Origin of the sequence: Clostridium yunnanense (assembly GCF_016595795.1) — a bacterium.
Taxonomy (GTDB): Bacteria; Bacillota; Clostridia; order Clostridiales; family Clostridiaceae; genus Clostridium_AR; species Clostridium_AR yunnanense.
Genome location: NZ_JAENHN010000071.1, coordinates 58,452 through 74,539, shown reverse-complemented (window position 1 = coordinate 74,539; position 16,088 = coordinate 58,452). Strand labels below are relative to the sequence as shown.

Sequence of the window (16,088 nt, the reverse complement as noted above, 5' to 3'; positions counted from 1 at the left end):
TTTACAAATTAAACTTAGAACATTCTCTATCAATCTATACATAATATATTATTTAAATCTTCAACTTTATAAAGGGTAAAAACAAGCTCTAATATGTCATTATTAGAGTATCTAGGATTTTTTAATAATTTACGACATACAATATTATTTTATCTTATTAGGTTTAATTTGTAAATCGAAAAAAATAACCATTTTATTACATTATTATAAAACAAATCATTAATTTAACTACAAATCTCATCCAACTTTGCACTTAACCCGCTAAGGCTTAACCTTTAAACTTCTCTCCTATGGAGTTTATTGTTCATATGGTTATTTTAGCCTATGAGCCTTATTACATCAAGAATTTCAAGGGCATTTTTATACACATGCCCCCCAAATTTTTACATGTTAAGTAAATTCTTTAATTCATCTAAACTTTTAAAATCAATAACTTTTTAATTACGACATTAAAATGTATGTTCTCTTACACTAGGTCCTTCTAAATTTACATTTACATCTAGTATCAAATCAGTTTTTTCCATAAGCTCACCTTTTAGGTTTGCATTAGGATATTTCTCCTCAAGTAACCTTCCTACCTTAAACACATCCAAATCTTGCAATTTATAAGTATCAAACACCATATTAAGATACTTCTTCACATTTTGCTCTTCAGCACTTTTTATATAATCTCTTACAGTTCTATCTACTATTAGCCTTCCTTGAGATTCAGCTAAATCACATCTTATATTTATAGTTTTGTATAATTTTATTCTTTCACCATCATATTTCAAATCAGTTTTAGTCTTAGAATTAAGTATCTCAAGAGTTATAAATTGATCAGGATTCTGAGGATTATTTATCTCCAAGGTTCCACTCTGAACATTATTACTTAAAAAACTATAACTAAGTGCTTCTTCAATACTTAGCTTCGCAGCAAGTTTATCATTTTTAAGAATAGCTCCACCTTTTATCTGCACTCTGTTTTCCATAATATCTTTTACAATTTCTAATCCACCTAAAACTGCAACATTACCTCCATTGATTCTATTGGTTAGATAATCATTTAAGTTAGTTGCTATGGTTCTAGGACTTGATTTCATTTTATACACCAAGTCATTTAAAAAAATTCCTAGGTACTCTTCGTCTGACTTTACCTTTGTGAAAAGATCTTCAACTTGCCCAAAAAACACAAATACGTAAGGTCTTATAAGAAACTCTTGATCTCTGGCCATTATATCAATAAATTGCCCAACTCCTTCTTTTGCTGCTCTCTCAGAGAAGATGTACGCCCTACATTGTGTCATATTAAGCTTAAAACTTGAAAAGGTACTTGCATTTCTCATTGCTTCTAGAACAGTTTTCCCTTGTCCCTTAAAGACCATTCTTCTTCCTTTTTCAGAACTTTCATTTGTGCTTCTGTAAGGCATAACACAATCCAAATACAAAACTGTATTTTTATTTTCATCAATATCATAAATTATACTGGTTACAAATGTAGCCCTGTTAATATCCCTATAGTTATAGCATCCCGTTAGTCCTACGGATAAACATATAATCAATAAAGCTGAAACCATTCTATTTAATCTTTTCATTAGTATCATCCTCACCTAAAAAATCATTTGAAATATCTTCTAATGGTCCTCTAAATACTATATCTTTAAGCTTTAACTTTTTTAAAGTTCCTATAGGAAACATATAATAATATCCGCATGACTTGAGATTGCATATGTGAGCAAACAATAGCATTATTCCAACAAAGAAACCAGGTAATCCTAAAAATGCAGCCATAATTACCAAAAGCATCGACCATACTGTAATCGCTCCATATATTCTAGGAATTAAAAAATATGACAAAGAACTTATTGCAACTACTAATATTGTTATTCTAGAAGCGATACCTGCTCCAACAGCAGCATCTCCTAGTATCAGTGCTGCTACTATACTCATCGCAGTACCTATTGGCTGAGGAAGTCTAAGTCCTGCTTCTTTTATTAACTGGAAGAAAATCATCATAAGTATAACTTCAACTACAGTAGGGATTGGCACACCGGCTCTAGAAACCGCTAGTCTAAAGACAAATAACGAAGGAATTACTCCAAAGTGATAAGTTACTATAGCTAGATATAAACCTGGCAAAAATGCTGCGAAAAAGAAAGCAAGCCATCTCATAAACCTCGTAAAATTAGCATAATACCTATTTATATAATAATCATCCTGAGCTTGAAAGTTTTCTACAAAGAAGCATGGTGCAGTCATCACGAAAGGCGTTCCATCCACTAACACCGCAATTCTTCCCTCCATTAATTTTGCCACTACAGTGTCAGGCTTCTCAGTGTATCCTACTGTATCAAAAATTGTATTCTTGTCTCTAAGCTTATTCTCTATGTAGTTTGTATCTAAGATAAATTCATAATCTAATTCATTTATCTGATTTCTTACATAATCAACTAGTCCTTTTGGCGCTGTGCCTTTTAAATACGTAAGACATACTACTGTATTAGATTTGTTACCAACATATATAGGCTCAAACTTCAAGTCTGGGTCTTTTATCCTTCTTCTTATCAATGCAACATTATCCACAAAAGCTTCTGTAAAACCCTCTCTTGGGCCTTTTAAAACCGCTTCTGCAACAGGTATACTTACACCTCTTCTTATAAAGCCCTTAGCCTCACAATACAGTATCTTGCCATCATAATTGTCAAACAACACTATAACATCGCCTGATAATATGTGAAGTATGGCATCGTCGTCATTCTTGGCATAGCCTAATATATTTATATCCAAGGCTCTGTTTGCCATATCATCTATAGAATTTATACCTTCTTTAGTATTTTTTAAAGGAGCAACAATATATTGACTCACAAATACTGTTGAGCACATGTCATCTATAAATAACACAGTAGCTTTTCCTAGTGCCGTATCAACCTCCCTAACCTTTAAGTCAAAAGAATCCTTTAGTTTTTCTGAAATATAATCTTTTGTATTTTTCATAATCATCACCTAAAAATATTATCTTCACTAAAAATGTTTAATATTCACTTTTTGGAGAATAATAAATTAAGGTAATTATAGGATTCTCAAAAGAGGTGAATTTTTTGGAAGGATTGTCATCAAAACATTTAATACTTTTTATAGCAGGCTCTATGATAGTATCTATGAAGATTTTTTCATCGATATTTATATCTGCAGGAGGAAGAGATACTTGGCTTATTGGTATACTTTCATCAATTGTATTTATGATTTTAATTCTATACATTGTAAATACTTTTACCAAAGCTAAGACTTTTAATTTTAGAGAAATCATTCATGGCGCCATCGGCCATAGATTTGGTGAGGTTTACCTATGGCTATTTGCAATTGGTCTATTTATCTCTGCTGGTGAAAGTGCTGCAGTAGAAGCAAGTTCCATACATGTAAATCTATTTATAGAAAGTCCCATTTGGTATATAATGTTATTCTTTATTGTTCCCGCAGTGTATATCTCCTCTAGGAATTTCAACAGTATACTGAATATAGTACTTATTGCAACCTCTATAGTATTAATAACCATAGTTGTAATAGAGATATTAGTACATAGATATAAACATTTTGACTACCTATTCCCCCTATTTAAATACAACTCACTTTATAACAGGATCCGTTGTGGATTAGAGTTCCTAGGAGGTTTTAGTTGCGTTGCAATAATTTTTCCTTTACTGAAAAATGTGCAAAAAACTAAAAGTTTTACTTTTCATTTTTTTATAGGAGTGTTATTGTCCGTAGATTTGGTATGCTTTGCAATAACTGGACATATTGCAAGTTTAGGTTCTATGAGAGCAAAAAACATTTTATTCCCTGCTTTTAGGCAGGTACAAAGAATATCCTACGGAAACTTTATTGAAAATGGAGAATTACTGGTTCTGATCTTGTGTGTAGTTGGGCTGATGGTAAAATATATCTTAGCTATAAATGGAATTGTAATGTTGTTTAGAAACAATATAAAAAACAAATTACTTTTTGTAACAATGCTCTCAATATTACTTTACATTTATTCACTATTAATTGGTAATAATGCTTTCATATTCATGGATATTTTAGAAATAAATCAATACATTTATCTCTTGATATTTTTAGTTTTTCCATTGATACTTTTTAGCATTTATAGAGCAAAGCATTTTCACGGAAACAGAGGAAAACTGAAGCTTAAGAAGAATAGTTAAAGAAAATATCCAGTTGAAAATATGCTAAAATATGCTATAATATAGGTGTGAATATTATTAAAATTTTATAGGAAATTTTCTGTTTACTAACCTACCCTTTTAAGACTGGTATGGCAGTAAATATCCAAAATAGCCTATGAGTTTTAAAGGAGGATTTTGTAATGGAAGATAAGAAAATATTATGTAGAGATTGTGGAAAGGAATTTGTTTTCACTACTGGAGAACAAGAATTCTACAAAGAAAAAGGATTTGAAAACGATCCTGTAAGATGTCCAGAATGCAGAAAAGCAAGAAAAGCTCAAAAACAAAGAGATAGATTCTAATTAATCTTTCGAGATTTTGAGTAAACCCAGTAATCCAACGTGGATTACTGGGTTATTTTTTTACTGCATCCGAAATTATAAAATTTCCGAGGTAACTAAACCTAGATATTTTAATGTTTTTACAAGTTTTTTTGTGGCTATACAGTAAAAACAAAGCTTACTTACCTCTAAACTTTCCCAATATACGTTCAGAAAAGCAGATGTGTGAAAAAAGGTGGCTGAAAAGATTTCTTCAGCGACCTTTTTTTATAATTAAATACTAGCACTACTCCTCTTCTTCACAAGAGCTGCCGACAGAGGTAATGCTATAACAACACCAGCGGTGGCTTGAAGTATATTTCCCACAACATCTTTAGCTGCAAGTGCAATTCCGCCCACTATTGCAGTTGAAAATCCATTTCCTGATGTAGCTGCTGCAATAACTATCCCAGCCAAGAAGTATCCAAAAATCATGAATATTGCCGCTAAAATAAATCCTACTATATATGAAACATAAGTACTCTTGAACTTTTCAATCACCACTCCAGCTATATAAGCCATTCCAGCCTTTATTACAAAAGTAAACGGAGCCCAGATAAGCCATCCTCCACTTATATCTACCATAGCCATACCTAAAGCAGCCGCTAATGCACCCCTCTTTTTACCTAGTACTACTGGTGAAAGCAAAACCATACAATCTCCTAAATGCACAAAACCACCAGCAGTAGGAATCTTAATTATATTCCCAGCTATAAAAACTAATGCAATCATTAATCCTGTTAAAGCCAAATCTTTAACTTTTAAGTTTTTTGAATTCTCCATAATATCTCCCCTTTTAATTTTTTTTAATAAATTTTTATATTAATTCTTAGCGAAGTTTATTAAAGTATCGGATGTAGAAGTACCTAAATTTCAATAGAAATTTAATGATAATTAATCCATAAATGGATGATATAACATAATACATTACATTGCAAATGTACCGATACAAAGTTAATGTATTATTATTTTATTTTTACTAATACTAGTATCAAGATATAAAAATGTATTATTACACAAGCAAATTTAGTTTTAATATTTCTTAAAATCATCTGTACTAAAAAGGAGGTGATTATATGGCTTTCCTAAGATGGCTTGGAGGTATAGTAATATTCTTTTGGTTACTTGGAATAATCTTTAGAATAGGAGGTTACTTTATCAACATTCTTCTTGTAGTAGCAGCAATAATTTTTATAGTTAATTTGATCTTCGGAAGAAAGAATAAAGTCTGAGTTGACACTTTGTTTTATATGTCATATTATAGAAGTATCAAATTATTACTTCTATATTCTAAAATCAAAGAAGAGAAATAGTAAACTTAAGTTCACATTTTCAGAGAGCTGTAGACGGTGAAATTACAGTATTGTTGTTTAAGTTGAATGGATCTCCGAGATACTTAGACGAAAAATTATTATATGTAATTAAGTAGTTTTGGTCGTGTTCTCACGTTATAGAGATAGGATATTATTGTATCTTAATTAAAGAAGAGACGGAACTTCTCTTGAATATAGGTGGCACCGCGTTTTATACGCCCTATGGATTTTTATCCATAGGGCTTTTTTATTTTCAAAAAAACTATACTATAGATAATTTAATTATAAAAAAGTTATCTATATTACTGTACCGCTTCTTAATAAAATTTACATTTTCAAATTCCCTTACCGCACCACTTGAGGTTTTGAAAATATTTTTCTTATTGAAGTGATACATCATTATAACCGAGTAGGAGGAATAAACAATGGAAGACAAAAAGAAAGTAATATTTAGCGGCATTCAACCTTCTGGAGAATTAACCATAGGGAATTATTTAGGAGCTATAAAAAACTGGGTTAAACTCCAAGATCAATACGACTGTCTATTCTGTGTAGTAGATTTACATGCAATTACTGTTAAGCAAGTACCTGCAGATCTTAGAAGAAGAACACTAGAAGTTCTAGCAATATATATAGCCGCTGGTATAGATCCTGAAAAGAATACTCTTTTCATACAATCACATGTACCTGCCCACAGCGAAGCAGCATGGCTTTTAAATTGTAATTCATATATGGGTGAACTAGGAAGAATGACTCAATATAAAGATAAGTCACAAAAAATGGGCGACTCTATAGTAGCTGGACTTTTCAATTATCCAGTTCTTATGGCCGCTGACATACTTTTATATAATACAGATTTAGTTCCTGTTGGAAAGGATCAAACACAGCATTTAGAATTGGCTAGAGATTTAGCACAAAGATTCAACAATGCCTACAGCCCAACCTTTGTTGTACCTGAAGGCTATATAGCTAAAGAAGGTGCAAAAATAATGAGCCTTCAAGAGCCAACAAAGAAGATGTCTAAATCAGATGAAAATCAAAACAGTTTCATCTTACTTCTAGATCCACCAGAAGTTATAAGAAAGAAGATAAGCAGAGCTGTTACTGATGGTATTGGAGTTGTAAACTATACAAACGAACAACCTGGAGTTAAGAACCTTATAGATATATTATGTGCCATAAAAGGTTTAAAACCTGAAGAAGTAGTTACAGACTATATAGGAAAAGGCTACGCTGAGCTTAAAAGTGATGTTGCTGATACAATAGTTGCTGAGCTTTCTCCTCTTCAAGATAAAGTTAAGGAACTTTTAGCTGATAAGTCTTACCTAGAGGAAGTCTATAAAAAGGGCGCAGAAAAGGCTAATTATTTAGCTACTAAGAACTTAAGAAAAATGCAAAAGAAGATTGGATTCATTCCTAGATAATATTGATACTGAAAATAAAGTACTCCTACATCCAATGCCATATAAGCAGTACAAGGAATTAATATTATTGTTCGCTCATATGGCATCTACTGTAGAAGTGCATAAATTTTTAATATATCTTGACTTAATCTACTCATTTTTATGTATAGTGGTCTGTTTTTGCTTTCGTCGTATATTCTAGCTATATATCAGCCTATAATTCCAAGGAATAATAATTTAATGCCTTTTATCTATTCTTTATCTCCTCTGAAAATGTCCATTTCTTATTTAAGAAGTAATTTAGCACCATACATATTCCAATCACTAATATCTGTGCTACATGCTTATCTAGGCTGAACTTACTTACAAACAATATGAGCAAGCAGTTATTAATAGCTAGTACAATAAGATTGATAATAACAAACTTTACACTTCTTTCACTGTTCTTTGCATTTACCTTAAACACCCATTTGCTATTTAAAAAATAGCTATTTACCACGCCTATAAGGTAACTAAGAGTATTTGCCAAAATATAATTTATTCCGAATTTGCCCAATATCCAAAATGCTATAATAGTAATTAGAGTATTCATAACCCCTACTATTCCAAATCTTATAAATCTTAACATTTCCTTCATCTCATCACCACAAAAAAATATATTTATAACCTTTAAACTCATTATAGCCTTAAATTTATCACCCAAACACGTGATAATTATGTAAAAAAGAAAAATAGGAGCATAATTTCTGTCTCCTATTTTCACCCTAAGAAATCTGAAATTGTAATTATAACTTAAGCATTGTCCCAAGGTCTTGAATTAAGATACTGAGTAAAACTTTCCTTTAAATCATCTCTTCTTAACGCATACTCAACTGTTGCTTGTAAAAATCCAAGTTTGTCTCCAACATCGTATCTATTTCCTTCGAAATTATAAGCGTACATAGCTTCTTGCTTTATCAAAGTTTTAAGTGCATCAGTTAACTGTATTTCTCCACCTTTTCCTGGTGCAGTGTTGTCTAGTATATCGAATATTGCTGGAGTTATTATATATCTTCCTAAAATAGCAACATTACTTGGAGCCTCATCAATTGATGGTTTCTCAACTAGATCTTTTACCTTGTAAACCCTATCTTCTATATGTATACCGTTTACTATTCCATATTTATTAACGTTTTCGTGAGCTACTTCTTGAACCCCTAATATTGTAGTATTATATTCACCATAGCAGTCCATAAGTTGCTTTAAGCATGGTTGACCATCGTTGTAAACAACATCATCACCAAGCATAACAGCAAAAGGTTCATTACCAACGAAAGCCTTAGCGCAGTGAATTGCATGACCAAGTCCTTTTGGTTCTTTTTGCCTTATATAATGTATATCAACCATATCACTTATATCTCTAACTAACTCTAGAAGTTCACTTTTACCTGACTTTTCAAGTTCCATCTCAAGTTCAATAGACTTATCAAAATGGTCCTCTATGCACTTTTTATTTCTTCCTGTTATTATAAGTATTTCTTCTATACCTGAAGCTATAGCTTCTTCAATTATATACTGAATTGTTGGTTTATCAACTATAGGAAGCATTTCCTTAGGTTGTGCTTTTGTTGCTGGTAAAAATCTAGTTCCAAGTCCTGCAGCAGGAATTATAGCCTTTTTAACTTTCATAACAAACGTCCTCCAATCAATAAGTTTAACATTTACATTTTAACATAATGGAAAAATTATAACAATTTATTTTACATAAAGTTAGTAACCTATCAAACTATATTAAGCAGTTTTATTATTTTCTATTTATAAATATATCCAATTAAATATTATTTAAACTACCACTCCGTTAAAACAAATATTTTTTATCCATATACTAACATATTTATACTTACTATAAAAATTACACAATTTTATATTGTCACTATTGTATATTATATACCTAATGTTCTAAAATATAGATACAATGACTAAATATGAAACACTTCAATCCGAAATCTATTTTCAAAACTTCTATGGATTCTGAGAGAAGAATTTGAAAATATAAATTTAATTATGAAGTGGTTCATCTATATTAGTTTGAAGGAGGCAGAATTTAAAATGTTAAACTTTACTTATTATAATCCAACTCAATTAGTCTTCGGTAGAGATACAATTAAGACTATAGGAAATCATGTAAGCAACTTTGGAGTTAAAAAAGTCTTATTCTTATATGGAAAAGGCTCAATATTCAAGAATGGTGTTTACGATACAGCAATTGCATCACTTAAAGAACATAATATAGATTTTATCGAAGTTTCAGGGGTTAAGCCTAATCCTGTGCTTTCAAAGGTGCATGAAGCTATTAAGATAGTTAAGGATAATAATCTAGAGGGGATAGTTGCAGTAGGCGGAGGAAGCGTTGTGGACTCTGCTAAGGCAATTGCAGCTGGAGCTTTCTATGACGGAGATGTTTGGGACTTCTTTGAAGGAAAAGCTCAAATTACTAAAGCTCTTCCTATATTCCCTATACTTACTATTTCGGCAACAGGATCAGAGATGAATGCTGGTGGAGTTATAACGAACGAATCTGAAGGCAAGAAGTGGGGCTTTGGCTCTCATCTACTTTTTCCAAAGGTTTCAATCCTTGACCCATCAGTTCAAGAAACACTTCCAACTATTCAAACAGTCAATGGGGCTGTAGATGGTTTAAGTCATGTATTTGAAGCTTATTTTGGAGGCACTTCAAACACAGATATGGAAGATGAACTTTCAGAAGGTATCATAAGAACTATTATTAAACATACAAAAATCTTAATAAAAGATCCTTCTAACTATGATTCAAGAAGCGAATTAGCGTGGTCAGCAACCCTTGCACTAAATGGAATAAATGGAGTTGGAAGAAGAGGCGACTGGTCTTCTCACGGAATTGAACACGGAGTTAGTGTGTTTAATGATATAGCACATGGCTCAGGTCTTGCAATAGTTATGCCTGCTTGGATGAAATATGTTCACAGTATATGGCCTGAAAAATTCGAAAGATTTGCTGAAAAAATATTTGGCATAACAGAAGGAACTAGAGAAGAAAAAGGCTTAAACGCTATAGAAGCTTTAAGAGCTTTCTATAAAGAAATAGGTGCTCCTATAACCCTAAAAGAAGTTGGAGTTGAAAAAAAGGACTTAGATTTCATTGCTGATACTGTTGCTAAGCAAGGAGCGCTAGGTTCTTTAAAGAGACTAGAGAGAGACGACGTATATAAAATATTAGAAATAGCTTTTGAATAATAATCAAAAAGAGTTGCTTAAATAAGAGCAACTCTTTTTTGTTAAAAGTTAGTAACCTTCGTAAGTATGAAACTTAGGTAATTAAACAATATATTTTAGTAGTGGTATTCTTTTAAATAACGTAACTATTATATAACAAATAATAAACAGCATAATTTCATAAACAATAACTTGGTGAACTGAATATGATATATTTGAAAAATGATTTTTTATAATAGAAGTTTGAAACAAGGAATTATGTATAAGCATATGAATCACATAAATACCAAGTGTTGCATTGCTTAAATCCACAATAATTTTGTTTACACGTAATTTGTAAAGTTTAGAATTTAAATTAGTTAATATATATTTTAATATTAAGAAAAAAGTAATGGAACATATCATCACTGGAAATATAAGAGGATTGTCCAACTTACGTGATGTAAATCCAAATAAACTACTAAAATATAATGTGTGGATTGTACTAGTTAAAAGTGAAGTTATAAATATGATTACAGACACCACTATTATCTTTCTGTTCAACTGTATTTTATCTAAATAATATCCTGCAAAAAAACATCCAAAGAATCCATAAAAGATAGGTAACTGAAAGTTTTCCGATAAAATAATAGGGTAAAACGAATTCACAAAAGGAATAAAGCACGAAAAAGCAATCCAAATTCCCAAAAAAATTATTGAGTCTTTTTTATCAAAATTCTTTATCATTTTTCTTGTAAATGGTAGCATTATATACAATCCAATTACCATATATAAGTACCAAAGATGTAAGCTTATAGGTTTAGCTATATAATTAGGTATATTTGTTAATAACTTTTCTAAACTAATTAGCTTTTTATCATACCAACAATTCCACATATAATAAATAGATGACCATATTAATAAGATTGATACTATTTTTAATGTCCTATTCACAAATACCTTTTTGTAGCTTTCTTGTTTACCCAAAAGTAAAGCACCGCTTAGCATTACAAAAAGTGACACAGCCATTTTACATAAGGAAAACATAACATCAGTTATTAACCAACTACTTAAGCCAATAGAATCGAAGTGATCAAATGGTGCGATGGTGTGATTAACTATGACTAAAAAGCAGGCTATAATTCTTATAAAGTCGTAATACAAATTTCTTTCTTTTGTTAGCAAATCTAACTGCCCCCCCGATTCTAATAATTATATTATACATAATAAGTTTTTACGACATTAATGTCAACAAAATACATATTACTGAATGGATTACAGCTTACAGTGATACTCTTTTTTTATTAAAAAGAGCCGTGCACCAATCTCTTAGTGCTACAGCCCATTTTTATATTAAACTATCTATACATTATCATTATGTAATTATATTCTTTTTATTTTTTCAATTATCTCGTCATCTATACTATGCATTCCTTTATTTGATACTAATTCTTCATATTCTGCTGAACTTATAGGATATAATATATCTTTTTTCACTAATAAACCTTCTTTTTTTATAGAAGCATAAAATGAATCATCAGTTCCTATCTTGTACTTTCTTGTATTTTTATTCTTAGCTATTAATAGTTTATTTCCTAATACATCTTTGCCTGTAAAGTACTTATCGCTCTCTCCAACTATAGTGCATCTATATAATTTTAATTCATCCATAAAATTTATCCTCCCTTCAAATCCAGCATATAACTTCTTAAATATTATATTCTACATTAAATATAATCATTTCTTTAACACTATTAAATATTTAATATAATATTTACAATTATATTCTACATATTAATCGATAAAAATGCAACTAAAATCTATTAACAAACATCTTAACAGCAAATATTGACATTTTAACTATATTATTTACCCTTTTGCAAAAAAATAAACACTGTAAGGAGGTTTATCCTTATAGTGCTTATTTTTTACAATTTGCTACTTTTTCATTAATTATTTAACATTGCTCACTAATCCATTAACTATAGCATTAGCTAATTTTTCTGAATCATATTTGCTCATATCTGATGTATTATCAATAAAACAACTTTCTATTAGAACTGCAGGAGCAATAGTATTTCTTAAAACTGCAAAATTATTAGTTTTTACTCCTCTGTTTGTAAAACCTAAGCTTGTCAAATTGTTAAGTATAGCTGTTGCTAAACTTTTAGATACCTCAGAATTTGTTTGATAATATACTTCCGAACCATCAGCACTTCCATCAAATACATTAAAGTGAATGCATACAAATCTTTCTACTTCATTTTTATTTGCGAAGTCTGATCTTTGAGTTAATGAGTCCTCTGTACTAGTAGCACTTGAAGGCAGGGTATCTATAACACTATACCCAAGATCTTTTAATTTATTTATTACTTTATCCCCGACTTCCTTAGTTAGTTCATCTTCTTGTTTTATGCCTTTTGCACCAGAATCCCATTGTGTATTATGCCCTATATCTATTGCAACTTTTGGTTTCACGTAATTTGCTAATTCACTAGTTTTCACTAGCTTTACCTGTATAGCTTCAACTCTCAAGTTTCTTCCTACATATCCCGAACTCTGTCCATCTTTAAGCCAGCCTTGCCATCCTCTTCCTTCCACATAAGTCTTATATATTATGTGATAATCTCCAGTATTACCTGTAAGCTTAACTCTAATACCTTCAATCCTAAGAGAACTTGTTTCATTACCTGAATTTACACCACCATTAACCCAGCTTGTCCATCCGACATTCTGTACGTGGGTTTGATAAGTTATTTGCATGCCACTAGGAAAGTTACTTCCAATTATATTTAAGCTTGCTATTCTTAGTCCTTGTCCAGGCAACCCAGCAATTTCACCTTCATTTTTTTGTTGCTGCCAACCAACATTCTGAATATGTGTACTGTATTTTAATGTAGCATTACCATTAGTATTTGTGTTATTGTTACTATTAGTATCATTATTTTTAACAAGCTTAATTCTAATAGCTTCAACTCTTAAACTTCTTCCAGTAGTCCCTGCAAGTTGTCCATCTTTAACCCAGTTTGTCCACCCTATGCCCTCAACGTGAACTTGGTACTGAATTGAATATCCAGATGCATTTTCTAATTGTATTTTAATCGCTTCAACTCTAAGTGACCTACCAGAAGTCCCAGCAATCTGTCCACCTTCTACCCAATCCTGCCAACCAACGTTTTGAACATGTGCCTGATACTTAAGCTTCATATCTGATGTAGCATTTGTTACTTCTATCTTTAAAGCTTCCATCCTCAAACTTCTACCAGTAGTACCAGAATCACTGCCATTTGATACATAGCCTTGCCACCCAACATTCTGTACATGGCTTTGGTACCTAATGCCTGGTAATTCATCTGCTTTTGCTACAATCTTAAGCCCTAATAAGCATATGACCAGTGGTACCAGAAATAAAATTATCCGTTTCATAAAACCCTCCTGCATCCCCCTAAAATTTGATACTAATATATATGATTTTGACCTCTTATATTTGGGCATCATAAATTTTATCGTGACTTTTGGATATTTCTTTACAAGAAATATTTTCCAATATATTTTTATTTGGCTCATCTCGTAGGTAATCAAGTATACCTTTGACTCTTGCCTTCGCACATTCAAATTCTTTTGCCTTTAAAAGTTGAGCAGTTCTATCTATCATTGCTTTTATGTAGAAAGGCATATTCATATAGTATCTTATACTACTACTATTCTTTTTCTGATATAGAAAGAAGTTTCTAGTTAAATAATACTCCTTAAATGGAGATTCCTTTTTGCCCGTAGCTGAATGCATATGGTAAACTACTGCCGACTTTACTAATGCAGCTTTGAACCCAGCATTTTTAAGACGCAAAGCTAAATCAGTATCTTCAAAGTATGCAAAAAATCTTGAATCAAAAACTCCATTTTCATCTTGAACTTTTTTAAGCGCAGCTTTAGAATAAACCGCAGCCCCTGCACATGCACCATCTATGTCTATTGCCATGTTAGAAATCTCATTAATACTCATTCCATATCCCATTTGAGACACAAAATTCCTTTTATTAAAGGATAAGCCAGTGGCATCAGTTAAACTTCTATTATAATAATTAATCATTGTTATCTGAAAAATATCATAGCCTACATTACTTTCAATAAATCTCTTTAGTACTTTAAAGCAATTTTCTTCAACTTCTAAGTCATTGTTCAGAGTTATGATATATGAATTATCATCCTCAAAAGCTCTTAACATTCCAACATTATTTGCATAAGCAAAACCTGTGTTACTATCTAATTTTATAATCTCTATATTTAAGACCTCGCAATATCCATTGATTATATCAATGGATGAATCCTTTGAGCCATTATCTACTATGTACAATTTAAACTCTTTAAAGCTTTGATTAACAAAACTTTGGAGGCATTTTTCAATTAATGCTTCTCCATTCCAGTTAGCTATAATAACTGAGAACATATTCTCAATCCTCTCTTATACATTGATTTCAGCAACTATCATTTTCTCTTATATACAAACATCATTCTGCTTGTAGAATATATTTACCTTATAAACCTCATACAAACTTTCTCATTTATTAATAATACTATCATTATTATATATTTCACCTTAATACTTGTCTATATAAAAACTTGCACCTTATCTCTAATCTTAAAGGCTAAAAACTAGTTGTTTTATAGTTTTTAGCCTTATTAGAGTTTCTATCAAATCTAACTGGATAATAATTTTATTAATAAGTTATAATTATTGCTTTAAGTTGCTTATAAATATCTTAAGAGCCTCTTCCCAAGTTCTCATTTCGTCTCCAACTGTACATCTAAGCATCATATTATCTAAAGAAGAAAATTCTGGTCTTTTTGTTGGACTTGGAAATTCACTTGAAGTACAAGGTCTAACTTCACAGTCTATTTCTGAAAGTTCCATTATCTTCTTAGCAAAATCATACCAAGTACACTCCCCAGTTCCAGTACAATGATAAATTCCATACTCTTCAGTTTCTACAAGTTTAAGTAGATGATGAGCTAAATCTTCAGCATTTGTAGGGTTACCTCTTTGGTCATTTACCACATTAATATATTCTTTATCTTTTCCTAATCTCATCATAGTGTAAACAAAGTTTTTCCCATTATAACCATAAAGCCAAGCTGTTCTTACTATAAAATATTTACTAGCGAATTGTTTTACAAACTCTTCTCCTGCAAGCTTTGTCTTTCCATAAACACTCACAGGTCCTGTTAGCTCGTATTCCTTTAAAGCTTTAGTTCCAACACCACTGAATACATAGTCTGTTGATATATGTATAAGCTTTGTATCTAATTCTTCACAAACTATAGCAAGATTTCTTGGTCCTATAGCATTAACTTTAAAAGCTATATCTTCGTTAGTTTCACAACCATCCACATTAGTATAAGCTGCACAGTTTATAACCACATCAGGCTTAACTTCATTAAGATACTTTCTTGTAGCTGATAAGCTTGTTATATCAAGCTCATCTACGTCTATACCTACAATATCTGCACTAGCAACACCTTGTGGAATTGCTCCAAGTTCTGACTTTCCAGACTTTATTATATTTATTATCTGAGTTCCTAATTGACCTTTCGATCCTGTTATTAAGATTTTCATTACTTTACCTCCAAAATGTAAAATAA

General features: G+C 31.0%; 15 protein-coding genes and 1 other annotated feature. Of the genes, 5 read left to right on the top strand and 10 right to left on the bottom strand.

Annotated features, from left to right (window positions below):
• Positions 1 to 449: 449 nt before the first annotated feature.
• Together JHL18_RS25305 and JHL18_RS25300 are read right to left on the bottom strand one after the other, a co-directional pair.
• Complete coding sequence (locus JHL18_RS25305; RefSeq protein WP_200274506.1) at positions 450 to 1,574, bottom strand: Ger(x)C family spore germination protein; 1,125 nt, start codon at positions 1,572 to 1,574, stop codon at positions 450 to 452.
• Positions 1,558 to 2,973: a spore germination protein gene (locus JHL18_RS25300; RefSeq protein WP_200274504.1), complete on the bottom strand. Its 1,416-nt coding sequence runs from the start codon at positions 2,971 to 2,973 to the stop codon at positions 1,558 to 1,560. The genes JHL18_RS25305 and JHL18_RS25300 overlap by 17 nt, the downstream gene beginning before the upstream one ends.
• A 104-nt stretch (positions 2,974 to 3,077) precedes the next feature.
• On the opposite strand from JHL18_RS25300, the gene JHL18_RS25295 reads away from it, so the two are divergent.
• Both JHL18_RS25295 and JHL18_RS25290 read left to right on the top strand, forming a co-directional pair.
• A complete protein-coding gene (locus tag JHL18_RS25295) occupies positions 3,078 to 4,181 on the top strand; it encodes an endospore germination permease (RefSeq protein ID WP_200274502.1) in 1,104 nt (367 codons plus the stop codon).
• Between the two features lie 161 nt (positions 4,182 to 4,342).
• Complete coding sequence (locus JHL18_RS25290) at positions 4,343 to 4,504, top strand: zinc-ribbon domain-containing protein (protein WP_200274500.1); 162 nt, start codon at positions 4,343 to 4,345, stop codon at positions 4,502 to 4,504.
• A 252-nt stretch (positions 4,505 to 4,756) separates the two neighbouring features.
• On the opposite strand, the gene JHL18_RS25285 is transcribed toward JHL18_RS25290, so the two are convergent.
• Entirely contained in the window at positions 4,757 to 5,305 is a 549-nt protein-coding gene (locus tag JHL18_RS25285) for an ECF transporter S component (RefSeq protein WP_200274498.1), read from the bottom strand.
• A gap of 293 nt (positions 5,306 to 5,598) precedes the next feature.
• On the opposite strand from JHL18_RS25285, the gene JHL18_RS25280 reads away from it, so the two are divergent.
• Entirely contained in the window at positions 5,599 to 5,754 is a 156-nt protein-coding gene (locus JHL18_RS25280) for a lmo0937 family membrane protein (protein WP_183275844.1), read from the top strand.
• 58 nt (positions 5,755 to 5,812) lie between these two features.
• Positions 5,813 to 6,061, top strand: a binding site (T-box leader).
• Between the two features lie 199 nt (positions 6,062 to 6,260).
• Positions 6,261 to 7,259, top strand: a complete 999-nt coding sequence (gene trpS / locus JHL18_RS25275; protein WP_200274496.1) for a tryptophan--tRNA ligase — start codon at positions 6,261 to 6,263, stop codon at positions 7,257 to 7,259.
• 226 nt (positions 7,260 to 7,485) lie between these two features.
• On the opposite strand, the gene JHL18_RS25270 is transcribed toward trpS, so the two are convergent.
• Both JHL18_RS25270 and galU read right to left on the bottom strand, forming a co-directional pair.
• Positions 7,486 to 7,941, bottom strand: coding sequence for a GtrA family protein (locus JHL18_RS25270; protein WP_243278166.1), 456 nt, complete (start codon positions 7,939 to 7,941; stop codon positions 7,486 to 7,488).
• Positions 7,942 to 8,030: 89 nt separating this feature from the next.
• On the bottom strand, positions 8,031 to 8,906 hold the full coding sequence (gene galU, locus JHL18_RS25265; RefSeq protein ID WP_200274493.1) for a UTP--glucose-1-phosphate uridylyltransferase GalU: 876 nt from the start codon (positions 8,904 to 8,906) through the stop codon (positions 8,031 to 8,033).
• Between the two features lie 420 nt (positions 8,907 to 9,326).
• Here galU and JHL18_RS25260 point away from each other — a divergent pair, with 420 nt between their 5' ends.
• Positions 9,327 to 10,490 carry an iron-containing alcohol dehydrogenase gene (locus JHL18_RS25260; RefSeq protein ID WP_200274492.1) on the top strand — a complete coding sequence of 388 codons (1,164 nt, stop codon included), beginning with the start codon at positions 9,327 to 9,329 and terminating at the stop codon, positions 10,488 to 10,490.
• 81 nt (positions 10,491 to 10,571) lie between these two features.
• Here JHL18_RS25260 and JHL18_RS25255 read toward each other — a convergent pair whose 3' ends face one another.
• The 5 genes from JHL18_RS25255 to rfbD all read right to left on the bottom strand — a co-directional run bounded on the left by JHL18_RS25255 (position 10,572) and on the right by rfbD (position 16,062).
• Entirely contained in the window at positions 10,572 to 11,633 is a 1,062-nt protein-coding gene (locus tag JHL18_RS25255) for an acyltransferase (protein WP_200274490.1), read from the bottom strand.
• Between the two features lie 198 nt (positions 11,634 to 11,831).
• Complete coding sequence (locus JHL18_RS25250; protein WP_200274488.1) at positions 11,832 to 12,119, bottom strand: hypothetical protein; 288 nt, start codon at positions 12,117 to 12,119, stop codon at positions 11,832 to 11,834.
• A gap of 282 nt (positions 12,120 to 12,401) precedes the next feature.
• Positions 12,402 to 13,874 carry an N-acetylmuramoyl-L-alanine amidase gene (locus tag JHL18_RS25245; protein WP_200274486.1) on the bottom strand — a complete coding sequence of 491 codons (1,473 nt, stop codon included), beginning with the start codon at positions 13,872 to 13,874 and terminating at the stop codon, positions 12,402 to 12,404.
• 55 nt (positions 13,875 to 13,929) lie between these two features.
• Positions 13,930 to 14,895 carry a glycosyltransferase family 2 protein gene (locus tag JHL18_RS25240; RefSeq protein WP_200274484.1) on the bottom strand — a complete coding sequence of 322 codons (966 nt, stop codon included), beginning with the start codon at positions 14,893 to 14,895 and terminating at the stop codon, positions 13,930 to 13,932.
• A gap of 285 nt (positions 14,896 to 15,180) precedes the next feature.
• A complete protein-coding gene (gene rfbD / locus JHL18_RS25235; RefSeq protein ID WP_200274482.1) occupies positions 15,181 to 16,062 on the bottom strand; it encodes a dTDP-4-dehydrorhamnose reductase in 882 nt (293 codons plus the stop codon).
• Positions 16,063 to 16,088 lie beyond the last annotated feature (26 nt).